The organism is Weizmannia agrestimuris (assembly GCF_943193165.1).
In the GTDB taxonomy this organism is placed as follows: domain Bacteria; phylum Bacillota; class Bacilli; order Bacillales; family Bacillaceae_C; genus Weizmannia; species Weizmannia faecalis.
In genome coordinates this window covers 21,399-45,698 of sequence record NZ_CALPDC010000018.1, presented here as the reverse complement: position 1 = coordinate 45,698, position 24,300 = coordinate 21,399, and the positions used below count along the sequence as shown (strand labels likewise).

29 protein-coding genes are annotated in these 24,300 nt (G+C 47.8%); 2 read left to right on the top strand and 27 right to left on the bottom strand.

Features of this window, described 5'->3' with window-relative positions; translation table 11 throughout:
* Window positions 1–8: 8 nt before the first annotated feature.
* Entirely contained in the window at window positions 9–431 is a 423-nt protein-coding gene (locus NFR98_RS08905; RefSeq protein WP_014096780.1) for a YwpF-like family protein, read from the bottom strand.
* Between the two features lie 306 nt (window positions 432–737).
* On the opposite strand from NFR98_RS08905, the gene NFR98_RS08900 reads away from it, so the two are divergent.
* Both NFR98_RS08900 and NFR98_RS08895 read left to right on the top strand, forming a co-directional pair.
* Window positions 738–1,097 (top strand): single-stranded DNA-binding protein, encoded by a 360-nt coding sequence (locus NFR98_RS08900; protein ID WP_014096779.1) that lies wholly within the window; start codon window positions 738–740, stop codon window positions 1,095–1,097.
* Between the two features lie 6 nt (window positions 1,098–1,103).
* The gene (locus NFR98_RS08895) at window positions 1,104–1,268 is read left to right on the top strand and encodes a hypothetical protein (protein ID WP_013860712.1); all 165 of its coding nucleotides are present in this window, start codon (window positions 1,104–1,106) and stop codon (window positions 1,266–1,268) included.
* A 184-nt stretch (window positions 1,269–1,452) separates the two neighbouring features.
* Here the strand turns inward: NFR98_RS08895 and fabZ are convergent, their stop codons facing one another.
* The 26 genes from fabZ to NFR98_RS08765 all read right to left on the bottom strand — a co-directional run bounded on the left by fabZ (window position 1,453) and on the right by NFR98_RS08765 (window position 24,168).
* A complete protein-coding gene (fabZ, locus tag NFR98_RS08890) occupies window positions 1,453–1,878 on the bottom strand; it encodes a 3-hydroxyacyl-ACP dehydratase FabZ (protein WP_014096778.1) in 426 nt (141 codons plus the stop codon).
* 127 nt (window positions 1,879–2,005) lie between these two features.
* Window positions 2,006–2,836: a flagellar hook-basal body protein gene (locus NFR98_RS08885; RefSeq protein ID WP_014096777.1), complete on the bottom strand. Its 831-nt coding sequence runs from the start codon at window positions 2,834–2,836 to the stop codon at window positions 2,006–2,008.
* A 27-nt stretch (window positions 2,837–2,863) separates the two neighbouring features.
* Window positions 2,864–3,652, bottom strand: coding sequence for a flagellar hook-basal body protein (locus NFR98_RS08880; protein WP_014096776.1), 789 nt, complete (start codon window positions 3,650–3,652; stop codon window positions 2,864–2,866).
* A 38-nt stretch (window positions 3,653–3,690) separates the two neighbouring features.
* Complete coding sequence (locus tag NFR98_RS08875) at window positions 3,691–4,692, bottom strand: rod shape-determining protein (protein ID WP_014096775.1); 1,002 nt, start codon at window positions 4,690–4,692, stop codon at window positions 3,691–3,693.
* 389 nt (window positions 4,693–5,081) lie between these two features.
* Window positions 5,082–5,348, bottom strand: coding sequence for a sporulation transcriptional regulator SpoIIID (gene spoIIID, locus NFR98_RS08870; RefSeq protein WP_014096774.1), 267 nt, complete (start codon window positions 5,346–5,348; stop codon window positions 5,082–5,084).
* 328 nt (window positions 5,349–5,676) lie between these two features.
* Complete coding sequence (gene spoIIQ, locus NFR98_RS08865; protein WP_017550310.1) at window positions 5,677–6,447, bottom strand: stage II sporulation protein SpoIIQ; 771 nt, start codon at window positions 6,445–6,447, stop codon at window positions 5,677–5,679.
* Between the two features lie 82 nt (window positions 6,448–6,529).
* Window positions 6,530–7,540, bottom strand: coding sequence for a stage II sporulation protein D (gene spoIID / locus NFR98_RS08860; protein ID WP_017550311.1), 1,011 nt, complete (start codon window positions 7,538–7,540; stop codon window positions 6,530–6,532).
* Window positions 7,541–7,934: 394 nt separating this feature from the next.
* Entirely contained in the window at window positions 7,935–9,248 is a 1,314-nt protein-coding gene (gene murA / locus NFR98_RS08855; protein ID WP_014096771.1) for a UDP-N-acetylglucosamine 1-carboxyvinyltransferase, read from the bottom strand.
* Between the two features lie 32 nt (window positions 9,249–9,280).
* A complete protein-coding gene (locus NFR98_RS08850; RefSeq protein ID WP_014096770.1) occupies window positions 9,281–10,021 on the bottom strand; it encodes a YwmB family TATA-box binding protein in 741 nt (246 codons plus the stop codon).
* Between the two features lie 232 nt (window positions 10,022–10,253).
* A complete protein-coding gene (locus NFR98_RS08845; RefSeq protein ID WP_014096769.1) occupies window positions 10,254–10,490 on the bottom strand; it encodes a DUF1146 family protein in 237 nt (78 codons plus the stop codon).
* A 133-nt stretch (window positions 10,491–10,623) separates the two neighbouring features.
* Entirely contained in the window at window positions 10,624–11,034 is a 411-nt protein-coding gene (locus NFR98_RS08840) for a F0F1 ATP synthase subunit epsilon (protein WP_014096768.1), read from the bottom strand.
* 22 nt (window positions 11,035–11,056) lie between these two features.
* Complete coding sequence (atpD, locus tag NFR98_RS08835; protein WP_014096767.1) at window positions 11,057–12,478, bottom strand: F0F1 ATP synthase subunit beta; 1,422 nt, start codon at window positions 12,476–12,478, stop codon at window positions 11,057–11,059.
* A gap of 75 nt (window positions 12,479–12,553) precedes the next feature.
* Window positions 12,554–13,411, bottom strand: a complete 858-nt coding sequence (gene atpG / locus NFR98_RS08830; RefSeq protein WP_014096766.1) for an ATP synthase F1 subunit gamma — start codon at window positions 13,409–13,411, stop codon at window positions 12,554–12,556.
* Between the two features lie 146 nt (window positions 13,412–13,557).
* A complete protein-coding gene (gene atpA / locus NFR98_RS08825; RefSeq protein ID WP_014096765.1) occupies window positions 13,558–15,072 on the bottom strand; it encodes a F0F1 ATP synthase subunit alpha in 1,515 nt (504 codons plus the stop codon).
* A 23-nt stretch (window positions 15,073–15,095) separates the two neighbouring features.
* Complete coding sequence (locus tag NFR98_RS08820) at window positions 15,096–15,632, bottom strand: F0F1 ATP synthase subunit delta (RefSeq protein ID WP_251459973.1); 537 nt, start codon at window positions 15,630–15,632, stop codon at window positions 15,096–15,098.
* The gene (gene atpF / locus NFR98_RS08815) at window positions 15,629–16,150 is read right to left on the bottom strand and encodes a F0F1 ATP synthase subunit B (protein WP_014096763.1); all 522 of its coding nucleotides are present in this window, start codon (window positions 16,148–16,150) and stop codon (window positions 15,629–15,631) included. The genes NFR98_RS08820 and atpF overlap by 4 nt, the downstream gene beginning before the upstream one ends.
* A gap of 183 nt (window positions 16,151–16,333) precedes the next feature.
* Window positions 16,334–16,546, bottom strand: coding sequence for a F0F1 ATP synthase subunit C (atpE, locus tag NFR98_RS08810; protein ID WP_026104500.1), 213 nt, complete (start codon window positions 16,544–16,546; stop codon window positions 16,334–16,336).
* Window positions 16,547–16,611: 65 nt separating this feature from the next.
* On the bottom strand, window positions 16,612–17,328 hold the full coding sequence (gene atpB / locus NFR98_RS08805; protein ID WP_014096761.1) for a F0F1 ATP synthase subunit A: 717 nt from the start codon (window positions 17,326–17,328) through the stop codon (window positions 16,612–16,614).
* A 16-nt stretch (window positions 17,329–17,344) separates the two neighbouring features.
* On the bottom strand, window positions 17,345–17,719 hold the full coding sequence (locus NFR98_RS08800; protein ID WP_014096760.1) for an ATP synthase subunit I: 375 nt from the start codon (window positions 17,717–17,719) through the stop codon (window positions 17,345–17,347).
* Window positions 17,720–18,210: 491 nt separating this feature from the next.
* Complete coding sequence (gene upp, locus NFR98_RS08795) at window positions 18,211–18,840, bottom strand: uracil phosphoribosyltransferase (RefSeq protein ID WP_061577331.1); 630 nt, start codon at window positions 18,838–18,840, stop codon at window positions 18,211–18,213.
* Window positions 18,841–19,089: 249 nt separating this feature from the next.
* Window positions 19,090–20,334: a serine hydroxymethyltransferase gene (gene glyA, locus NFR98_RS08790; protein WP_061577330.1), complete on the bottom strand. Its 1,245-nt coding sequence runs from the start codon at window positions 20,332–20,334 to the stop codon at window positions 19,090–19,092.
* A gap of 135 nt (window positions 20,335–20,469) precedes the next feature.
* Entirely contained in the window at window positions 20,470–21,033 is a 564-nt protein-coding gene (locus NFR98_RS08785) for a TIGR01440 family protein (protein ID WP_014096756.1), read from the bottom strand.
* A 14-nt stretch (window positions 21,034–21,047) separates the two neighbouring features.
* Window positions 21,048–21,488 carry a ribose 5-phosphate isomerase B gene (rpiB, locus tag NFR98_RS08780; RefSeq protein ID WP_014096755.1) on the bottom strand — a complete coding sequence of 147 codons (441 nt, stop codon included), beginning with the start codon at window positions 21,486–21,488 and terminating at the stop codon, window positions 21,048–21,050.
* A gap of 268 nt (window positions 21,489–21,756) precedes the next feature.
* Entirely contained in the window at window positions 21,757–23,046 is a 1,290-nt protein-coding gene (locus NFR98_RS08775; RefSeq protein WP_061577327.1) for a methyl-accepting chemotaxis protein, read from the bottom strand.
* Between the two features lie 3 nt (window positions 23,047–23,049).
* A complete protein-coding gene (locus tag NFR98_RS08770) occupies window positions 23,050–23,499 on the bottom strand; it encodes a low molecular weight protein arginine phosphatase (RefSeq protein ID WP_081106229.1) in 450 nt (149 codons plus the stop codon).
* 117 nt (window positions 23,500–23,616) lie between these two features.
* Window positions 23,617–24,168 carry a manganese efflux pump MntP gene (locus NFR98_RS08765; protein ID WP_061577326.1) on the bottom strand — a complete coding sequence of 184 codons (552 nt, stop codon included), beginning with the start codon at window positions 24,166–24,168 and terminating at the stop codon, window positions 23,617–23,619.
* Window positions 24,169–24,300 lie beyond the last annotated feature (132 nt).

Below are 24,300 nucleotides of genomic sequence, written 5' to 3'. Positions count from 1 at the left end.
GCTCTGTTTTATGACGCAGAGCGGCCTTTTCCGTTTAATCTTTCTTTAAATGCCTCAATTAATTGCTCGCCTTCATACCCTTCGCGGACCAGCTCCTCGAGCAGTTTTTCCGCATACGCGATCCGTCTCGAGCGCATTTTCCCTTCGAGCAGAACGCTGATCGTCCCGTCAAATTCTCTTATTCCCCTAACCCGGGTCGAAAGCGGTGCCGGATCATTGTTCTCGTAAGTGATCACGACTTCGGTATCAAGCTCCGTCTGCTGCTTTTCTCTTTCCGCAAAAAACGGCAAATACTTGCGCTCCGTGTACGCTTCAATCAGCCAGGTGCCCCTTCCGTCTTCCTTGTTCAGAATCAACCCGTCAATCAACGGAATCGACACCCGTTCGCCGTCATTCAAAATGGTAAGTGACAGGATCTTAAATGTTTTCATCCCTTTCCTCCCTATTCGTTTGTAAAAATTATAACATACATCCAACCTACGATCACCGATCACGCCAAGTTTCTCCCCTCGTCTCAAAAGACCGGTGACTGCCATGTTTTTGCCGGCCGACAATGCCCATCTCCATACGAAAAAAATTTTAAATTATACCATATCCCTTTTTTGTCGCCGAAATTTGTAAAAATCACGCGTGAAAAATTGATTTTTGCCCGAAAAAAGGGGGCGATTTTTGAAAAATGACGATTTTACACGAAAATGGAAAGCCGGTAAGATAAATGCAGGAAGGGGGTGGCACAGTTGATTAACCAGGTCACATTAGTTGGAAGGCTTACAAAAGATCCGGATCTTCACTACACGGCAGATGGAAAACCGGTGTTAAATGTTACGCTTGCCTTAAACCGCCATTACCGGAACCAATTTGGCGAAACGTTAACCGATTTTGTCCAATGTACCCTTTGGAATAAAATCGCAGAAAACACAAGCAAATATTGCGCAAAAGGTTCCATGCTCGGCATTACCGGTCGGATTCAGACCCGCCATTATGATAATAAAGAAGGAAAAAGGGTTTATGTCACCGAAGTCATTGCCGACACAGTCCAATTTTTAAGCAAACGGCCGGAAAACAAGCCGCTGCAAAAAACCGGTCAGGGAGGGTAGCATGCAATGGAAGATGCAGCAAAACGGTTGGATGCACTTGAGCGGGTCTTAGCGGATATGATCGTCAAGCAGGGCATGCTGAACCGGCAGCTTGCACTTTTGATGCAGGAAGTAAAACGGATAGAGGAAGAGAGCCGCAAAATGCCCGCACTCGTGCCACACCTGAAGTAACGTAAGAGTTTTCCTTTCCTAACTTTTTTCCATTTACCAGTTCCTAAATGTTTCTCCTATTTTGCCCCATCAGAGAGAATGTGTTTGTTATCAATACCGATCCTCTTCTTATCCCCTTTTCTTTTTTGTCAGCTGGACATCCGGCTGATTTTTTTTCGGGAAAAAGCGGCCTGGTGCCCCGTCTTTATTTTTCAAGCGCAAACATGATTTCCGCTTCACAGGCAAGCTCCCCGTCGACGGTGGCAACCGCTTTGCCTTTTCCGACCGGCCCTTTCAAGCGGATGATTTCCACTTCGAGATGAAGCTGGTCTCCCGGTTTCACCTGGCGTTTAAACCGGCATTTGTCAATCCCTGCAAAAAGCGCAAGTTTCCCGCGGTTTTCTTCCTTTTTTAACATGGCGACAGCGCCCACTTGTGCGAGCGCCTCCACAATCAATACACCCGGCATGACCGGATAGGACGGGAAGTGGCCGGCAAAAAAGGGTTCATTTCCAGATACATTTTTGATTCCAACCGCACGTTTTCCTTCTTCCACTTCAAGAATACGATCAATCAATAAAAAAGGATAACGATGCGGGAGAATGTCTTTAATTTGTTGCAAATCCAACATTGGCAAAAATCCTCCATTTTCAGTTTCAATCCGGGAGCGAACAAGGCGGGGGCAGGATCCAAACAGCTGCCTTCCCCGGGATCCGCCTTAAAGTGCAAGACAGCTGTTTTCCGTAAAAAACGAATCATCAGGAACGGATGTTATTTACAAGGCCCATCATCTGGTCGGACAATGTAATCGTCTTTGACTGGAACTGATACAACCGTTCTGTTTTCGTTAGCTCCGTTATTTCAGTGGAAAGGTCGACATTCGATTTTTCAAGCACGCCCTGCTGCATAGAAATCTGGCTGCGGGTTGCACCTGTCAAATCTGTGTACACATTTGCCGCATTAACGTTTTGCGGCAGTCTCAGCAAGTTGTTCCCGACCTGTTCCAGCACTTGCGGATTGCGCATTTGGACAACGCCGAGGTTAAAGCTTTCCCGCGTGCCATCACTGTATGCCACCTGCAAGGTCCCGTTTGGCCTGATCGCGTAATCTGCTACATTGCCCCGAAATGTAATCATCGCGTTATGCTCATCCAGGACAGGGTTCCCGTTCGCATCAGTGAGCACACTTCTATTGTTTCCGAGCGGGGACACTTCCAATGCGCCATTGCGCGTAAATGCCACTTCATCACTGCCATTTGCCCGGGCAAGCACTTTTAAATACTGGTTTTCTTTTGTAAAGGCCATATCAAGGGCGCGTCCGGTATGTTCAAGTGCCCCCTGCGATGGGGAAATGACCGCTTGTGCCAGTTTTGCCCCCGTGCCGGTCCGGATGCCGTACGGCGTTTTTCTGCCTGTTTCTTTGGATGTATCCGGCTGGTTGTTGATTTGCTGGACGAGCAGATCGGTAAAGCTCGCCTGTTTGCTTTTATAGCCGTTTGTATCCACATTGGCAACATTATGGCTGATGGTATCGATTTTGTCCTGCAACTGCCTGAGCGTGTTCGTTGCTGTCAGCATGGATTGATTCATGGCGCTATTTCACCCTACCATTCTCCGTTATACTTTTCCTACGTCGTTTACGGCTTTGCCGAGGCTTGCATCATAAGCCTGCAGTACTTTTTGATTGGCTTCAAAAGAGCGGTAAGCACTCATCATATCTGTCATTGTTTTTGTCTCATCGACATTGGAAGATTCCAGGAAGCCCTGCTTGATTTGAAAGCCATTTTGGCCTGCAGCCGGCAGCGCCCCGTTATTCGCGAGCGTATATAAACCGTCGCCTGTTTTCTCAAGCTGTGCCGGATTTTGGGCGTAAGCAAGGCCAATCGTACCTGCATAGCGCCCGTTCTCCGTTACCGCGCCAGCCGCATCGACGGAAAAATCGGTTCCCCCTGTCCGAATCCGTCCCCCGTTTTCATCCAGCACATAATGGCCGGAAGCGGTCGTTAAATAGCCTTCCGGGTTTACCGTGAAATTCCCGTTCCGCGTATAGACTTCATGGCCGTTGCCATCATCGATGCGGAAGAACAGGCTCCCCTCCGGTGAAGCTTGATCGAATATGGCCAAATCGGTCCGGTTGCCTGTTTCTTCAAGGTCGCCCTGTTTAAAAAGCGGCAGTGTTTCCTGCATGTAAACACCGGTCGCAAGTGACCCGACCGATTTCACCACTTCGCCTGTTGTCCCGTTTTTATCCATATAACTGAGCAGCATTTTCGGGAAAGAGCGGATCGATGACTGGTCCGTTTTATATCCCGGCGTATCTGCGTTGGATAAATTATTGGCGAGCAAATCCGTTTTCCGCTGCTGGGCGATCATCCCGGAAGCCGCTGTATACAAACCCCGTAACATTGCCATTCACCTCGCTGGAGCATTCATCAAACGTTTGATTAAACGAGTTTTCTTTTTGAAATTTTATCGATATTTTCAAGCATGACGCCTGTTCCGATCGCTACAGAACTCATCGGATTTTCGGCAACAAGGACCGGTACTTTAATTTCTTCGGCAAGCAATTGGTCAATACCGTGCAAAAGGGCCCCACCGCCTGTTAAAATGACACCACGATCAATGATGTCGGCTGACAGTTCAGGAGGCGTTTTCTCCAAAACGTTTTTCGTGGCGTGGACAATGATGGATACGGATTCACGCAGCGCTTTTTCAATTTCAGCAGATTTAATCGTAATCGTCCGCGGCAAGCCGGAAACCATATCCCTGCCCCGGATGTCCATTTCTTCATTGCGGGCGCCCGGAAATACCGTGCCGATATTCATCTTGATATTCTCCGCCGTCCGTTCGCCGATCAGCAGTTTGTACTCCCGTTTTATATACTGCAGAATTTCATTGTCAAATTTGTCACCGGCCATTTTGATGGACGAGCTTGTCACGATGTCCCCCATCGATAGTACCGCAATATCCGTCGTGCCGCCGCCGATATCAACCACCATGTTCCCGCTCGGCTGGAAAATGTCCATGCCTGCACCGATGGCCGCCACTTTCGGTTCTTCTTCCAGGTAAACATTTTTCCCGCCGCTTTTTTCTGCTGCCTCGCGGATCGCTTTCTGCTCCACGCTCGTAATATTTGTCGGGCAGCAAATCAAAATGCGCGGTTTCGATAAGAATCCCTTTACATTCAGCTTGTTAATAAAATACCGCAGCATCGTTTCTGTTACGTCAAAATCGGCAATGACACCGTCTTTCAACGGGCGGATGGCGACTATATTGCCTGGTGTCCTGCCTACCATGCGGCGCGCTTCCTCCCCGACTGCGAGCACTTTATTGGCTGTTTTCTCAATCGCCACAACAGATGGCTCATTCAGCACAATTCCCTGGCCTTTTACGTGGATCAGTACATTCGCGGTACCCAAATCAATTCCGATATCCTTTGCAAACATGTATGTGCTCCTTCCTCATTTTTCAAACTTTTTTAGGACGATTTATCTATTCGAAGTCTATCATTGTCTGTTATCCCTGATTATTTATTTTAGCATATTTTTGCCGGGTTTCGGGATCATTTGTCAAATTTTATTTTCGGGTATTTTTCAAGCGGGGTAAACGGAGGGGATTTTACAGGGGCCGGTCTTTCAAAAAAGCGGCTTCCGCATGGGTGTCCTTTTTAATTTTGCGACAGCTGTTTACCGGATGGAAGCAGCTGCGCACTGTCACCGGAATCGTTCCCCAAACCGATCCGGTCCGTAAAAAGAAGCAACCGCGCAATTCGATTGCTTCTTTCAGGGATCATGGAGCCCTCATGAGCCGGAAAGCGCTGCTAACGGTTTTGCTGTTATTCTGTGACTGGATACTCTTCTTTTTTATATTTTTGCTTCGTTGCTTCCCCTCCGCGCAAATGGCGGACAGATTTATGGTAATCGAGGATATCCTTTACCTCATTTGCCAGTTCCGGATTGATTTCCGGCAGCCTTTCCGTCAAATCTTTATGGACAGTACTTTTGGATACGCCAAACTCTTTCGCAATTACGCGAACTGTTTTCCTCGTCTCCACGATATACTTCCCAATCTTGATAGTCCTCTCTTTGATGTAATCGTGCACACTACTCGCCCTCCCCAAAAATTGGATGTGAGGCGTGTGAAATGAGACTCGCTGGATTCAATTTTGTACTGGGTCCCGCAGGCTGTTCATGCTTGCGGCAGAAAGTGAAGCCTTTCTGATGGTGCAGAATATAATCAAGTCTGTAGCGAAGATGTTCCCGTCATTAACGATTCCTCACCTCAAACACTCTCGCTTTTTTGTCAAGTTTGTAACAGTTTATTAGCTTGTGTACCATTTTATGCAAGAAACTGCTTTTTTACGGGAAGCAGGCGGAAAACATAAAAAAAGGACAGAGGTTTTCTGTCCTGTTTACAGCGCGGGCTGTGTTTTAATGACTTTTCTGGCTGGTTGATGTTTTTTCAGAAGACTGGCTTTGCTTAGACTGGCTGCTATCAGATGAAACTTCCGGCGTTTTGACGTCGCTGACCGTTTTATTGAAGTAGCCTTCCGGATTGACCGCTACATCATCTTTGCGGATTTCAAAATGAAGATGCGTCCCGGCTGCTTTGTTCAGCTCGCTCCGGCCGGCTTTTGCGATCGTTTGTCCTTGCTTAACCGTATCGCCTTCTTTCACCGCAATGTCTTTTACCGATTGGTATTCGGTCGTCACACCTTTGTCATGTTCGACTTCAATGACATTGCCCAAAACAGCGTCTTCCTGCACTTTTGTAACAGTGCCGCCCATTGCAGCGACAACGTCAAATGTTTTGCCATTTTTCATCGTAATGTCGACTCCCTGGTTCGGCTGGTACGTGTTGCCGTATACAACAAGTGCGGCTTCCTGGTCCTTGACGGAAGCATTCGCGTCGTAAAACTTCTTCTCAATCGTGGCCAGTTCAGGTTTTTGTACCGGCATTCTGAAGTTTTCTACCGCTTTGTTTACTTCGATTGCTTCATTGCCGGATCCTTTCTGGCTGATGGATGCATCGTTTTTAAATTTTTCTTTTGCCGAATGGGTTCCAAGCGACTGATACCAAATAATCCCTGTAATCAACAGCACCGCGCTTACTAAATAGATTGCCGGATAGACCCAGCGTTTTTTGAAGAAATTTTTTATGTTCTTTGGTTGAGAAGGCCGTTTCTTTTCTTCCTCTCTCATTTATCATCACCTCAGCAACCATTCTGAACATTTCTTCATTTGTTTATACATCAAGTTTAAAAAATTTTTGTCTCGAAAGGGGTTATTTTTTTGCTAGGGCGCCGGCTCCGGCAATTTGGCTGAATGGCTGAACCGTGACGCCTTGATAATAATACGCCACAATCGCTTTATAATCTTTCCCTTCCTGTGCCATGCCGTTTGCCCCGTACTGGCTCATGCCAACGCCGTGCCCGTATCCTTTCGTTGTAATTTCAATTTCATTTCCTTTTCTTTCCCATGTAAAATCTGAAGAAGGCAGCCCCAGCTTCTCCCTCACCTGCCTGCCGGTGAAAACTTTGCCGGCAATTTTGATTTTCGCCACTCTTTTTCCTTCTGTCCTGGATAAGACGGTTCCCGTATCATTCGCTTGCATCCGGACCCCGAGTTTTTGTTCAAACGCCGTGACAGGGATGGATGTGACTTTCTTGAATTTTGGCGAGGTTTGATCCCACGGGCTTTTCACGCTTTTTAAATATGGAACGGCATTGGACCAGTAATCGCCGGCATTTTCTGTGTAGCCGTTGCTGGTTGAGAAAAACGCTGCATCGATCGGCTTGTTATGGTAAGTGATAATTTCGCCTTCTGTTGCAGCGACCGCTTTGTTGATTTTCTCCATTTTTTCCTGATACGCTTTCCCCCAAACGTTTTTCAGTTCATCCCGGCTCAAATATACCTGGTCGTTGACCGTATCTGTCACATTGGCATTATCCGGCAAATCCCTGTTTCCGCCGTTTAACATCCGGTTGACGATGAAAGTGCGGGCAGTCAGTGCCTGGGCTTTTAATGCCTCAAGTTTAAACGTTGCAGGCATTTCAGCTGCGACCACGCCTGCAACATAGTCTTCCATTGGCACGCGGTCAACCTTTTTCTCCATGCTTCTGTATACGGATACCTGGACGGATGCCGCTTTTTTCTCCTCCTTTGCCGGTTTTTTTTCATGCAATTTTCCGCTCACCTTGTCGTTGTGGAACGGAAGGACGACGAGGGCCGGAATAAGGAAGGAAAAGGCGAGTACGAGGATCGCTGCGACTACAACGGGTTTGATTGGTTTCATGCTGACGCCTCCATATGGTCGAAGTGGTGGAAAGCCTATACTCCAATTTATGGGACGGGACAAGCATTTATGATTAAAAATGCATGCTAGAACATTGTGGGGGACAAGCACGGGGCAAGCCTTTGCCGGCACTGAAAAAAAGCCACCGAACCGTCCGGCGCGCTTATGGGCGAAGGAGGAGAGATGCACACCGGAAAAGTTGCGGGGCGCACGCTTGGGGCAGGAGAGAACGCACTGGCCGGCGTTTCAGCATAAACTGTTCAACAACTATATGAAAAATCAGGACCTATACGTTTGAAACCGGCCCGTTTTGTCCATAATGGGAACAGCGGCAGAAAAATGGCGAAAAAAAAACCCTGCACATGGGGAATATGTACAGAGGTTTTTATACAAACTAGAGATTGGCGTCAGCAAGCAACTGATCTTGTTTTGCCGGCGCAACTTCCGCTTCATCGTCGACCCTTTCAATGTTGGCCCCAAGTGCAGCCAGTTTTAAATGAAAGTTCAAATAGCCGCGATCCAGATGTTTTAATTCGGTCACCCGGGTGATGCCTTTTGCCGCCAGCCCGGCAATAATTAAAGCGGCGGCTGCCCGCAGGTCTGTTGCGGCAACTTCAGCCCCCTGCAAATTGCACGGCCCGTTCACAATAACCGAACGCCCTTCTATTTTTAAATCCGCATTCATGCGCCGGAATTCTTCCACATGCATGAATCGGTTTTCAAATACCGTTTCCGTAATCACGCTCGTGCCTTCAGCACACAAAAGGAGCGCCATCATTTGCGACTGCATATCGGTCGGAAATCCCGGATAAGGCATTGTCTTGATGTCTACTGCCTTTAATGTTTCCGGGCCGATAACCCGGACGCCGTTCTCTTCTTCAATGATGGTTACACCCATTTCCTCCAGTTTTGCAATTAAGGAAGAAATATGCTCAGGTACCGCACCTTTTACCAACACATTTCCCTTTGTAATCGCAGCAGCAACCATAAATGTCCCTGCTTCAATTCTGTCCGGTATGATGGTATGATCAGCAGCATGCAGCTTCTCCACACCTTCGATCTTGATGGTTCCCGTGCCGGCACCTTTTACATTCGCGCCCATTTCATTCAGGAAATTGGCAAGATCCACAATTTCAGGTTCTTTTGCACAGTTTTCAATGACCGTTTGTCCGTCAGCCAGCGATGCGGCCATCATAATATTCTGGGTTGCGCCGACGCTTGGAAAATCCATATATATTTTCGCGCCATGCAAGCGGCCGGATACCGACGCTTCAATAAAGCCGTTTCCCACATCTACTTTGGCGCCCATTGCTTCAAATCCTTTTAAGTGCAAGTCAATAGGGCGGGATCCGATGGCGCAGCCTCCCGGTAATGCGACCCTTGCTTTCCCGGTTCTTGCCAGTAACGGCCCCAGCACTAAAAAAGATGCCCTCATTTTGCGTACATATTCAAAAGGCGTTTCAATTGATAACTCCCTTGATGCATCTACAGTGATTTCATTCTCCAGAAACGTAACTTCAGCATTCAGGTGGCGCAGCACTTCACTGATTGTAAATACATCGGAGAGTTGTGGTACATCACGTATGATGCTTTTTCCTTCACTTGCCAATAACGATGCAGCGATCACAGGCAATACGGCATTCTTTGCGCCTTCCACTTGAACGGCGCCCTGAAGCCTGTTTCCGCCGCGGACGATGATCTTTTCCAAGAGTATTCCCCTCCGCGTCCATATTCTCTATATTAATATTCAATCGTAATGATGGGTGTGCCAATTACGACCGTTGTCTTACCGCTCAAACCGCTGTTTCGCAAACCGATTTGCACATTCATTTTCCGGTTTTTGGCATGGATATTTTCAGAAAACTTAGGCGAGTATCCGGAAACTGCATAAAAGTTCTTTTCTTCCATTGTTTCAGTTTCTTTCGCATCAAGACGTTTCAGCAGTTGTTCTTTTTTTTCATGTAACAAAACACGATCCATTTTATCACTGAATTCGCCTTTGATACAAGAGAAAACCATGGGCTTTTTCGTAAAAAGCGCTCGAGTGCGGGCAGATACCAGTTGATTGACTTTACGCATTTGCGCGCGGTCCCATCCTTTGCCATTCACTTCATAAATGATATACGAACCGTTTTCAGCATTTGATAGGGTCGACATAAATTTTACGGTTTCGACATAATGGCTTTTTTCCAGCTTGCCCGTGAGCACCTTCACATGCCTGTCCGTTTTTACCGACCAGTGCATTTCAGGGAATGTATCCTGCAATGTCTGCACTTTTTCGGCCCATTCCGGTTCGGACGGCGCCCTCAGGGGTTCTCTTGTATATAAAGACCATTCAGTGACTTTGCCGTTTAATTTTGCAATGGACGCCTGAAATAACTGCAATTGATCCGTAAAATTGGCCGCATCTGTCTTATTCCCCATGAAAATAAGTGTCAAACCTACAATTGCCAAAACCGGATATACAAATCGGAATTTCATCTTTGCGCTCCCCTCTCTCTTATTAAAAGTGTTAACAAGAGAGACGGCAGAAATACCAGGTAAAAGTCGTCAAGTTTTGACACCCTATACACTAGTATAATGAATTTTGTCAAAAAAGCATACCTAAATTGTATGCAACAGATGATTTTTTGGAAACAGGAAAAATGAACCATTTTCCAGCCTCAAAAGAACCAATCAATTGGAATTTTGAAACAATGCTTGACGACACCCGTCATTGGAACAGGAAATGCAGGCGCTGCGCCCACAGCAAATAATCAAGGAAAAAATTGCTGACGCTGTATCCGATTGCGACAGAAAGGAAAATATACAAGAGCCTTGCCTGGACAATGTGGTTTTTCTTTATGATCTTTTCAATGTGGACGGCTTGGAGGATCCAAAACGTCATGCCAATAAAAAATAAATTCACAAGGATGCTGAGCACTGCCTGCGTTCCGAATTCGGCTGTCATCTGTCCTCATTCCCTTCCTGTTTTAGTCCGTTCAGGCGCCTGCCCGGTAAATCAGCCGCTTAAAGAAAAACACCTTCCGAAAAAGCAGAAGGTGCCGTTATTTTGATCATAAAATGACAATATGGAAAAGCGGTTATCTGGAAAAGTGGCGGTAGACATCAATCCGGTTCATCGCGCGTTTTAACGCAAGCTCTGCCCGTTTAAAATCAACATCATCCTGATGGGACTGATGCAATCTTTTTTCTGCGCGCTGCTTTGCTTCTTCCGCCCGCCGGATGTCTATCTGTTCGGGGGTTTCGGCAGCCTGCGCCAGAATGGTCACTTGATTGGACCGTGTTTCCAAAATGCCGCCGCTCACTGCAACCACTTTTTCCTGGTCGCCGTTTTTAAACCGGACAACGCCGATATCAAGCGGCGCAACAAGCGGAACATGCCCGTACAGGATGCCGATCTCGCCGCTTTTGGCCTTTGCAATAACCATTTCTACTTCCGCATTGTATACCGGGCCGTCCGGAGTGACAACACTGGCTTCAAATGTCCTCATTTTGCTTCCTCCCGGTCCCGTATTATACTTTTACACCCATGGCTTCCGCTTTTTTCACAGCATCCTCGATCGTGCCTACGAGGCGGAAAGCATCTTCAGGAAGATGGTCGTATTTCCCTTCAAGAATTTCTTTAAAGCCGCGGACGGTTTCCTTAACCGGCACATAAGATCCAGGCTGGCCTGTGAATTGTTCCGCAACGTGGAAGTTTTGCGACAGGAAGAACTGGATGCGCCGAGCCCGCGCAACAATCATTTTGTCATCTTCGCTCAGTTCGTCCATCCCGAGGATCGCGATAATGTCCTGAAGCTCGCGGTAACGTTGCAATGTTTGCTGTACCTGGCGGGCAACATTGTAATGCTCTTCCCCGACAATTTCAGGGGACAATGCCCTTGATGTCGAAGCGAGCGGATCCACAGCAGGATAAATCCCCATTTCCGACAAACGCCGTTCAAGGTTTGTCGTCGCATCGAGGTGGGCAAATGTTGTGGCCGGAGCCGGGTCAGTATAGTCGTCAGCAGGTACGTAAATCGCCTGAATGGAAGTAATGGAACCTTTATTGGTCGACGTAATCCGTTCCTGCAGCTGACCCATTTCGGTTGCAAGGGTCGGCTGGTAACCTACGGCTGACGGCATACGGCCGAGCAGCGCAGAAACTTCAGAACCTGCCTGTGTGAAACGGAAAATATTATCGATAAAGAGCAATACGTCCTGCCCTTGCTCATCACGGAAATATTCAGCCATCGTCAGCCCTGTTAAAGCGACACGCATCCGTGCGCCAGGCGGTTCGTTCATTTGTCCGAACACCATCGCTGTTTTGGCAATAACGCCGGAATCTTTCATTTCGTAGTAGAGGTCGTTCCCTTCACGTGTCCGTTCTCCTACGCCGGCGAATACGGAAATACCGCCGTGTTCCTGTGCAACGTTGTTAATCAGTTCCTGGATTAACACGGTTTTGCCAACGCCGGCACCGCCGAACAAGCCAATCTTCCCACCTTTGATGTAAGGCGCCAAAAGGTCAACGACTTTAATGCCGGTTTCAAGAATTTCAACCTGCGTGGATAATTGCTCGAAAGAAGGCGCCGGTTTTTGGATCGGGTCGCGTCGCACATTGCCTTTCAGTTCGCCGTCAAGGTCAATGACTTCCCCGAGGACATTAAATACACGGCCAAGGGTTGCTTCCCCTACCGGTACAGAGATCGGCGCACCTGTGTCCACCACTTCCATGCCGCGGCGGATGCCGTCTGTGGAAGCCATCGCAATCGTGCGGACGGCATCATCGCCCAGGTGTAATGCAACTTCCAGTGTGACATTGATATCCACTTCATTGGCATTTTTTGCTTTATAATTGATTTTTAATGCGTTATAAATATCAGGGAGCTGACCATTTTCAAACTTTACGTCAACTACCGGACCCATTACTTGCAGAACGTGTCCAATGCTCATACTGTTCCCTCCTAACTTGCTTGATGGCACATGCCCGTTCCGTTTCGACAAAAGAGCGGTTTGCCAAAACGGAAATTATTCCAGTGCAGCTGCTCCACCGACAATTTCCGTAATTTCCTGTGTGATGGATGCCTGGCGGGCACGGTTATATGTCAATGTCAACGAGTCGATTAATTCAGTTGCATTGTCCGTCGCATTTCTCATTGCAGTCATGCGTGCCGCGTGTTCACTTGCTTTGCTGTCCAGCAGTGCGCCGTAAATGAGGCTTTCTGCGTATTGCGGCAGCAAAACACTCAGGATTTCTTCTGCAGACGGTTCAAATTCATAGGAAATGAGCCGGTTTGTCGTCGTTACATCCGTAAGCGGCAGCAGCCTTTTTTCCGTCACATCCTGGCTAATGGCGCTGACAAAATGGTTGTAATACAAATACAACTCATCAAATGTCCCGTCTTCATACATCGCGACCGTTTTCTTTGTAATATTTTCGATATCCTGGAATGTCGGATGGTCAGACAGGCCGACAATCTGCAGCACAACATTCATCTTTAGACGCCTGAAAAATTCGTATCCTGTACGGCCGATAACAATAATCGCATATTCATCATCAGATTGATGGCGTTCCCGAATGGTCTGGGTTACAAGCCTTAAAACGTTGCTGTTAAAAGCGCCGGCCAGTCCGCGGTCAGATGTGATCACGAAATAACCGGTCCTTTTAACCGGGCGGGAAACAAGCATCGGATGCCGGACGCCGCCTGTCCCCTGGGAAATGCTGACCACTACATCCTGCATTTTCTCCATATAAGGGACAAATGATTTGGCGGACAATTCCGCACGGTTCAGTTTTGCAGCCGACACCATCTGCATGGCCTTCGTAATCTGGCTTGTTTTCTGCGTAGAGTTGATCCGGTTTTTTATATCGCGTAAGGATGCCACTTCACTTCACCACCCTTGTGAGTTAATCAGGATTCCAATCCCGGATTGAAATCCTTTGTCTTATCCGGCCCGTTTGCCCCGGGATGATGCTACAGTGAAAAAAGAACGCATGCTGCATAAGGGTAACGGGGTTCTCTGTCCAATTATTATTGCTGTTCAGATGCTACGAAGGTCTTTTTAAAGGCTTGAATAGCTTCTTTCATTTTTTCATCGTCAGGAAGATTTCCGGTTGTACGGATTTCTTCGAGCAGGGATGCCCGGTTCTGGTCCAGCCAGTCATAAAGTTCCGATTCAAAACGGAGAATGTCTTCCACTGGAATATCGTCCAGCAACCCTTTTGTTAATGCATACAGGATGCATACTTGTTTTTCCACTTTGATTGGCTTGTTCAGATCCTGCTTCAATACTTCAACCGTACGCTGCCCGCGTGCCAGTTTTGCCTGGGTGGCTTTATCCAGATCCGACCCGAATTGGGCAAATGACTCAAGTTCACGGTAAGATGCCAGGTCAAGACGCAGTGTACCGGAAACTTTTTTCATTGCCTTGATTTGTGCGGCACCGCCGACGCGGGATACGGATAACCCTGCATTGATCGCCGGACGGACACCTGAGAAGAACAAGTCGGACTGCAGGAAGATCTGCCCGTCTGTAATCGAAATCACGTTTGTCGGGATGTAAGCCGAAATATCGCCGGCCTGTGTTTCAACGAACGGCAATGCAGTCAATGAACCTCCGCCTTTTGCATCGCTTAATTTGGCAGCACGTTCAAGCAGGCGGGAGTGCAAGTAGAATACATCGCCAGGATAGGCTTCACGGCCCGGCGGACGGCGCAAGAGCAAGGAAAGTTCACGGTAAGCAACAGCCTGTTTGGATAAGTCATCATATACAACAAGCACGTGTTTTCCGTTGTGCATGAATTCTTCACCCATCGCAACACCGGCATACGGAGCCAGGTATTGAAGAGGCGCCGGTTGTGAAGCGGAAGCCGTTACCACAATCGTATAATCCAAAGCTCCGAATTTGCGGAGCGTTTCAACTGTACCGCGGACGGTCGATTCTTTCTGGCCGATCGCAACATAAATACAAATCATGTCCTGGTCTTTTTGGTTTATAATCGTATCAATCGCAATGGTCGTTTTACCGGTTTGGCGGTCGCCGATAATCAATTCCCGCTGTCCGCGGCCGATCGGCACAAGTGCATCGATCGCCTTAATCCCCGTTTGCAGCGGTTCGCTTACCGATTTCCGGTCCATTACGCCAGGCGCTCTTGATTCAATCGGGCGGGTTTTCGTTGTGTTGATGGGTCCGAGCCCGTCAACCGGCTGGCCGAGCGGGTTGACGACACGACCGATCAGTTCCTCCCCGACCGGCACCTGCATGATCCGGCCTGTACGCCTTACTTCATCGCCTTCATGGATTTCGCGGTAAGGACCGAGAATAATGATCCCGACATTACTTTCCTCAAGGTTCTGCGCAAGCCCCATGACGCCGTTGGAAAATTCCAGCAGTTCCCCGGCCATCGCCTGGTCAAGACCGTGTGCACGTGCAATCCCGTCACCGACTTCGATAACGGTACCGACATCGCTCACTTCAATTTCAGACTGGTAATTTTCAATCTGTTTTTTTATCAGCAAGCTGATTTCTTCAGCCTTAATGCTCATAAATCCAGCACCTCATTTCTCACTTAACTGATTAATGTTTTTTCAAGCCGTTCCAATTTTCCGCGCAAACTGCTGTCAAAAATAGAGTTTCCAATTCTGATTTTTAATCCGGCTAGCAGACCGTCATCCACGATATTCTCAATGTTTAAAGACAGCTTTCCGACTTTTTTGGCAAATACTTCGGATATCGTTTTGCTCTCGTCTGCAGAAAGCGGGCGGGCAGAGTAGACAAGTGCATCTGCAATGCCGCGTTCATCATTCACCCGTTCAATAAAAGCACGGCACACCCTAGGAATGAGCTCGTCCCTGTGCCGCTCAGTCAAGAGCAACAACAAATTCAAAGTGAAAGTGGATAATCCGGAAAAAATGTTTTTAAGGATTTCTTGTTTCTTTTCTATCGTCAATTTCGGAGATTTAAGGAGCTTTCGGAACGGTTCGTTTTCCTCAAAAACCTCTTTTACCGCCCGGACTTCTTTTTCGATCTCTTGAAGCTGCCCGTGCTCTTTTGCAAGCTCGAAAAGTGCCGAAGCGTACCGTTTTTCTACCGCCTCATTACTCATTTCATTTCTCCTGCCTCTTTAATAGAATCGAGTATGAATTTCTCGTGGTCTTTCTCGGAAATTTCTTTTTCAATCACTTTAGAGGCAATCATCACGGACAAGGATGCTACCTGTTCACGCAAAGCAGCAACAGCTTTTGCTTTTTCCTGTTCGATTTCAACTTTGGCTGCATCTTTCATGCGTTCTGCTTCCTGACGCGCTGTTGCAACGATATCATCATGCTGCACTTCTGCTTGTTTCCTTGCGTTTTCAATTAAATTCTGACCTTCAACGCGTGCTTCTTTCAGCAACTTGCGCTGTTCTTCCAAAAGCTTGGCTGCTTCTTCGCGGTTTTTTTCCGCCGTTTCAATTTCTTTTGCAATATGTTCCTCACGTTTCCTCATCATTTCGACAAGAGGACCGTAAGCAAATTTTTTCAATAGCAGAAGCAACACAACAAAGATGATGGCCTGGAATAAAATATCGCCTGTGTTGAGCTTCCCTAGCACAAATCCGAGTACTAAATCAGTCTGGGACACCCGGGTTCACTCCCTTCCACACGTTCTTAAAACATTCTTTCGCACCCTTTACCAAAAAAGAAGCAAAATGGTTCAAAGAAGATGGCCTTGAACCGCTCAAAACAAAAGCCACAACGATTCTTGGCTAAATCATAAAGGAAAGGCGAAGGTTTCTTAGAATCCGCTTCGCCGTCAACATTTTCCTTATCTTCCCAGTGCAATAAATGCGATAACAACCGCAATGATAGGAAGAGCTTCAACTAAGCCGATGCCGATAAACATTGTTGTCTGCAAAAGGCCGCGTGCTTCTGGCTGCCTTGCAATCCCTTCAACTGTACGACCGACAATAAGGCCGTTACCAATACCGGCGCCCAATGCTGCCAAACCAACTGCGATTGCTGCTGCAAGAATACCCAAACTCATGATAAGATTTCCTCCTTTGGAATATATAAATAGGTGATTTTTCAAAAATATAGAAATGGTTATTCCTCATGGGCAATCCTATGAGAAATATAAACCATTGTTAACATGGTAAAGATATATGCCTGGATCGTGCCGACAAAAATAGAAAATCCTTGCCATACAAGGGTCGGAATAATTGCTCCGATTGTCCCCCAAATGTTTGTATGCATCGCCAAAGTGCCCGCAAGCAGCGACAGCAACACTTCGCCGGCATAAATATTCCCATAAAGCCGGAGCCCTAATGTTAATGTGTTGGCAAACTGTTCGATCAGGTTAATCGGGACCAGAAACCATAACGGTTCAGCATAGCTTTTCAGATATCCGCCAAACCCCCTCTTTTTGACACCGTAAAAGTGGGACAGGCCCATGACCAGAACAGCCAGCGTAAGGGTAACAACCGGGTCGGAAGTAGGTGACTTCCACCAGGAATAATGGTCATAAACAACCATAAACGGCAATCCAAGCATATTGGAAACAAAGATATACATGATCAGTGTTAGACCCAGAATGTGAAAGACGCCGCCGGTTTTCCAGTCCATATTGCTTTTAATGATCCCTCTTACAAAATCCATGACCCATTCCATAAAATTCTGCATGCCTGTAGGTTTCAACGCCAACTTTCTTGTTGAGATGACCGCAATGATGAACACGATCAATGATGAGACAGTAATCATCATGACGTTGGACAGGTTAAAATACAACCCCATGAATTCAACTATCGGTTGCTTATGTTCCACCGAAACTCACCTCACTTTACTTTTTTCTTTGTTGAAGCAAACCTACAAAAAAATCTATCATAATGACCAGATAAGATGTCATTACGCCAATCACTACAGCTAAAAGATGAAACAAATCCGGAAAACGGAGCGCCACCGCCACCGCGAGGACAGCAGTCGCCATTCTCATCCCGGTACCGAGCGAGACCCTTTTTTTGCCTGAGGAAACATCGGTAACCGCCAATGTTTTCTTCACCATAAGCCATAAGTTAAAGAGGCTAACAGCTGTGCCAAGCAAAAGCCCGAGGAAAACAGAGCGGCAACCGGGAAACATCGCCCCCGTCAAATAAAGGCACAAAAGAATCACCAAATACTTGCGCAGCCTTTTGTAGATACGTAGAAGTTCCGGCATGCCTTAAACACTCCTGACAAGGGACGCCGATCAATTGCAGCACAGCAGGAAAGCGGTATGTCACTTCACCTGGCAAATCGCAACATTCTTAACCAAAACTCACAATTTGTTAAGGTTACGAGTAGCCTGCAGCTCCGGCTTTACTGGTTTTTCAGATTTCCGGCATATAAATAGTAGAATCCCAACCATATGAAAACCTTCTCATTATGTACACTTTTTTAGCATACAATAGCGCTTATCCAATGTCAATAGGAGTTTCCTTGATATAGTCATTAGAACTTGTTTTTTCGAGAAAAGGTCATCCCGCCTCCCGAAATAGGAAGGAAACGCCTGCACTGGCGTAAGCTTGCGCCCTTTTTCCAATCGTTTACATACCTGGCATTCATCTATATACCGAAAACATACCGTTATTATAGACCCTTTTTATTTTTTTACCAGCCTGTTTCTGCAGGGTTAACAAAATTGTAAAACACGAAGCGCATCCATACATTTTATTTTGTTCCAAACAGGCGGTCCCCCGCATCTCCGAGGCCCGGCACAATATACCCTTGCTCATTCAGCTTCTCATCAAGGGCTGCTGTATAAATATCAACGTCCGGATGGGCTTTCTGTACGGCTTTCACACCCTCAGGGGATGCAATCAGGCACATGAATTTAATGTTTTTTGCGCCTCGCTGTTTTAAAGACTGGATCGCATCCACGGCAGAACCGCCTGTAGCCAGCATCGGATCCACAATGATAAAATCACGTTCCTCTACATCGCTTGGAAGTTTTATGTAATATTCAACCGGCGTCAGTGTCTTCGGATCGCGGTACAGGCCGACATGTCCGACTTTCGCGGCCGGGATCAGTTTCCGCACGCCGTCGACCATGCCCAGGCCCGCACGCAGGATCGGGACAATGCCAATTTTTTTGCCGGTTAAAATTTTTGATTTTGCCTTGCAGACCGGCGTTTCAATTTCAATTTCTTCAAGCGGCATATCGCGGGTAATTTCAAATGCCATCAAAGTCGATACTTCGTCGACAAGTTCGCGGAATTCTTTTGTCCCCGTATGTTTATCGCGGATATACGTCAACTTGTGCTGGATCAGCGGGTGGTCAATGACATGAAGTGTGCTCAAATGAATTCTCTCCTTTAAAGGTTGGTATCAGGTTCGGCAAATGCTTACCCCAACCATTTTACACGAAAAAAGCGCCCAATCTCAAGGAAAGCCAAAAGAAAATCCTGAGGCCGGGCGAAAGGATCCAGCCCCGCGTTTTACGGGGCCATCCTGCTCAATTTTTTTGCCGGTTCTGACTCGAATTTGTTTTTATGCCACATTGGAAGCGGACCAGCCATCCGTCCGGAAAAAGCGGGATAAAACCCCTGCTTAGTTTTGGCCGGCGTACAGCGGAAAGCGTTCCGTAAGATGCTTGACGCGTCCTGCCGCTTCTTTTAAGACTGCTTCGTTATCCGGATTTTTCAATGCCGATCCGATAATGGATGCCACCTCATCCATTTCTTCCAGGCCGAATCCTCTTGTTGTGACTGCGGGCGTACCGATTCTGAGGCCGCTTGTCACAAACGGGCTTTCCGGATCATACGGAATCGTATTTTTATTGGCCGTAATGCCGATATCATCGAGCACTTTCTCCGCATCCTTCCCGGTAATGCCGAAAGAACGCAAATCAATGAGAATCAGATGATTATCTGTTCCACCGGATACAAGGTCAAATCCCTCTTTTTGGAGCCCTTCCGCCAGCCGTTTTGCGTTATCCACCACTTTTTGCGAATAGATTTTGAACCCGTCTGTAAGCGCCTCTCCAAAAGCGACGGCTTTAGCCGCAATCACATGCATAAGCGGGCCGCCCTGGATCCCCGGGAAAATCGATTTGTCCACTTTCTTTGCAAATTCCGCTTTGCATAAAATCATGCCGCCGCGCGGTCCCCGCAATGTTTTATGCGTTGTGGTCGTCACAAAATCCGCATACGGCACCGGGTTCGGATGTAACCCGCAAGCCACAAGCCCTGCAATATGCGCCATATCCACCATTAAATAGGCGCCGACTTCATCCGCAATTTCCCTGAACTTTTTAAAATCAATCGTGCGGGGGTATGCACTTGCACCGGCAACAATCAGTTTCGGCTTATGTACGCGCGCTTTTTCCAATACATCTTCATAATCAATATGCTGCGTTTCCTTATCCACACCGTATTCCACAAAATGGTACTGCATGCCGCTGAAATTGACCGGGCTGCCATGTGTCAAATGCCCGCCGTGGGACAAATTCATGCCAAGCACCGTATCGCCGTGCTCCAGAATGGTGAAATAAACCGCCATATTGGCCTGTGCGCCAGAATGCGGCTGGACATTGACATGTTCGGCACCAAAAAGCTGTTTTGCCCGCTCCCGCGCAAGGTCTTCCACAATATCCACATATTCGCATCCGCCGTAATAACGGTGCCCCGGATAGCCTTCCGCGTATTTATTGGTCAGAACGGAGCCTTGTGCTTCCATCACCGCTTCGCTGACAAAATTTTCGCTGGCAATGAGTTCAATCTTGTTTCTTTGCCGGTTCAATTCCTGCCGGATCGCCTCGTAAACTTCCTTGTCTTGATTTGCAATATGGCTCAATTCGGTACCCCCTCAAGATTGTTTTCATATTCTTTTTTATTTTACCATAATGCTTTGCAAAATTTGTCCATTTTTTTGACAGGAAGAAAAAAAACATGCCCCGCATACAACATGCAGGGCAGTATGGGTGGTCCCTTATTCCGGCTGTTCTTTTTCGTAAACCGCCCGCACGCCGCCGATCAGTTTCGGCCGCGTTTTGGCAAATGTAACATGGGCTTTTCCCAGCTCTTTTTCGGAAACCCTTACAGGTACGGCAACATGCTTTAAGTGCATGCCGATCAATGTATCCCCGATGTCGATGCCCGCGTCAGCCCGGATATATTCGACGACAACGGGATCTTCCATGTGAGCGTATGCATACGCAGCCATCGCGCCGCCCGCCTTCCGAACAGGCACGACCGTCACTTCTTCCCACCCCTTTTCATCGGCGAGCGAACGGTCAACCACAAGCGCCCGGTTCAGGTGTTCGCAGCATTGAAATGCCGGTTGGAATCCGAACTGGCGTGCAAACTTCTGTACACTGTCATAAATAATGGCGGCGACATCCATTGCCCCTGCTGTCCCGATTTTTTTCCCGGTTACTTCGGATGTCGAGCAGCCAACAACAAAAACCTGTCCTTTTTTCATTGGCACCTGCCGGAAAAATTCATCCAGCATGCGGTCCAACTGTTCTTCCAAACGTGCCGAATCTGATTGCAACAAAAACACCTCTGTTATTTTTGTTCATACTGCGCGATTTTCTCAATCCTGCGTGCATGACGGCCGCCTTCAAACGGCGTTCCGAGCCATTCTTTCACAATTTCACAGGCCAGCCCCGGCCCGATGACCCGCTCTCCCATGGCGAGGACATTGCTGTCATTATGGGCCCTTGTAGCCTTCGCGCTGAAGACATCATGTACAAGCGCGCAACGGATACCCTTTACTTTATTGGCGGAAATACACATCCCGATTCCGGTGCCACAAATGAGGATCGCACGGTCAAATTCCCCTTTTGCCACCTTTTCCGCAACCGGAAGCGCGTAATCCGGATAATCAACCGACCCTTCACAATCGCATCCGAAATCTTCGTAGGCAACACCCAGATCCTGAAGCAAACCGGCAATTTCCTGTTTAAGATGCTTACCGCCGTGGTCTGAAGCCAATGCCACTTTCATGTTCTTCCCCCTCCTTCATGCTTCTGATTCTATTGTGGCACAGAACGTCGAAAAAGAAAATAAAGCGTCTTAGAGGCCAGGTTCCATGGCTGTTAAAATTTCCGGCCCGTTTAAAACGTCCATCGTCCCCGGAAAAATGCCAGGCATACGGCCGCATGTTCCCGCATCTCCTCTTGTCTTGCGGGATTTCCCGGCACAAAACCTGAATTGCCGCGCTTCTTCCAGCCAAAACCGGTGCTCCCCGTCCAAAACCAGGCGGGCGAAAAACTCACCGGATATGAAAGCGGCGGGTGCTCCCTTTTAATTTCTCCGCATCCTGCTCGAGCTGCGCGATAAGCCTTTCAATCAATTCCATGTTCTGCGCCTGCTCATTTGTAATCGCCGTGACTTCTTTTGCCCCGGCAGAAGTCTGTTCGGTAATGGCCGCCACTTCCTGCGACTGGCTCGAAGCTTCGTGAATCGCATCCATTTGGTTCTTGGCCATACCGGCAATTTGATCAACTGCCCCCGCAACCAAATGGATTGATTCCGTCATTCTGTCCATCGCTTCATTGGCCTTTTGTCCTCTGTGCACTTCTTCATTGGCTTTTTGAACTTGTACAGCCATTTGTTCGACAACCCGTGTACCTTCCTGCTCAATGTGCTGGATCATCCCGGTAATGCCCTGAACGGCCTGGGCACTTTCATCCGCAAGCTTCCGGACCTCATTTGCGACCACCGCAAACCCGCGCCCGTATTCCCCGGCGCGTGCCGCTTCAATAGAAGCATTCAACGCCAGCAAATTGGTTTGTGCCGCGACTTCACCGACAAAAGAAATGATCCCCTCCACTTTCTTCGTTTCTTCCGCAAGATCCCGAACGGCTTCCAGCGAGATGGTATTTTCTTTTGCCAGATTTTCAACACCTGATATAAGTGAGTCCATTGTCTCTTTGCTCGTCTTTAATTCGCTCAGCATGTGATCAGAAGATTTTTTGCAAGTATCCGCTTTCCCGCGGACTTCGGATGCAAGCTGATAGGTTTTTTCAACGAGGTCAGCCGTAGATTGGGTGGCAGCCGCGGATTGCTCGGCGCCAAGTGAAATCTCTTCCACCGTCTTGTTTACATGTTCCGCCTGGCCCGCAGCCAGTGCCGTTTTCTCCGATATTTCCGACACACTTTCTTTGGTGCGTTCCACATTTTCATCAATTTGTTCAACCGTCTCCCGCAAATTGGAAAGCAAGGAATTGAAAGCCGCTGCGAGCGACTCAATTTCATCGCCCGATTTTGGCACGGGGACTTCATCTCTTAAATCCCCGCGGCTCGCTTTAAGGGCTGCATCTTCTAACTTGCGCATCGGGCCTGCAATCAGGAATGAACCGAAAAAGCTTAAAATCCCGGACCAGATAATCCCTAATGCAAGTGTAATGACAATAAACCACGGCAGCTTTATCCAGTCGGAAAAAAACGGATAAATAAGATAAATGAAAAGACCGCTTGCCGAATATGTAATAAAAGACAGCCCGGTTACGAACAATACAATTTTCTTCGTTAAACTGAATCTGTAGCTTCGCTTTTCCATCCGTCACACCCGCCCCTGGTTTCCCGTTTTCCTGTTTTTAATCAAACGATTGATCAATGCATGCAATTGTTGATAAGTTTCTCTGTAAGCATCCAGGCTGCCGCCGTACGGGTCCGGTACATCCCCGCTGCTTCCGGCATACTCCGCGATGGTAAACGTTTTATTGCGGGCATGCGGATACCGTGCTGCCACTGCCTGTTTGTGCCCGGACGTCATCGTAAGAATCACGTCAGCCCAACCCGCCAAATTCTCCGAAAGGTTCCGGGCGTGGTGGCGGAAATCGATTCCATTTTCTTTCAGCACCTCGTAGGTATGGACAGAAGCGTCTTCACCCTCGGGCGCAAAAAGGCCGGCTGATTCCACTTCAATGCCCGGCAGCTGTTTCGCTTTTAAAATGGCCTCCGCCATCGGGCTCCTGCATGTATTCCCGGTGCAAACAAAAAGGATATTCAAAGGCTGTCCCCCTATCCTGAACGATTTAAATCTACTATTATTATAGTAAAAAAGACCTTAATTACAAGGTTAATCTGTAGATAGATAAAAAAAGCCGGAAAATTGAAACCGGCTTTACTAAATAGAAAACAACAATTTGAGCCCAAAAACAACGAGGATCGTTCCCCCAAGCACTTCGCCGTACATCCCGATCCAGCCCTGGAATTTCCTGCCGATCAAAAGGCCGAGCCAGGTTAAAAATGTAGCAGCAACGCCGAAGCAAATCATAACAGCAACAGTCCGCACGCCGAAAATGCCAAGTGATAGCCCGGCAGAAAAACTGTCCAGGCTTACACTCAACGCAAACAGCATCGTTCCCCATCCGGACGGGCTGACAGCTTGCGCCCCCTCCTTTTTGAAGACCCATACAATCATCTGTATCCCCATAATCACGAGCAATATGCCACCAATATACTGGGCAAATAGGCCAAAAGTACGGGAGAGAAGATGGCCCGCAAAAATGCCGAGAACCGGCATCAACACATGAAAAATGCCGACCGTTAAACCTATGTAAAAGATTTGCCTCAGTCTGGGCTGCATCATGCCCACGCCGAGGCTTACCGAAAAAGCATCCATACCGAGCGCCAAAGCCATGATCGCCAAAGTTACCATTTCTGCGATGACTGCCATCTCTTTTTCCCCCTTTGGACGTGCCTACTCCAGCTTATGCACGTCCGGGGCGTTTTAGAAGCCGCAGATCATCCGAAACCGCCCGCGCACCCGATCCGCAATAAAACAGCACCAAGCGATAAGGGCAGTTTA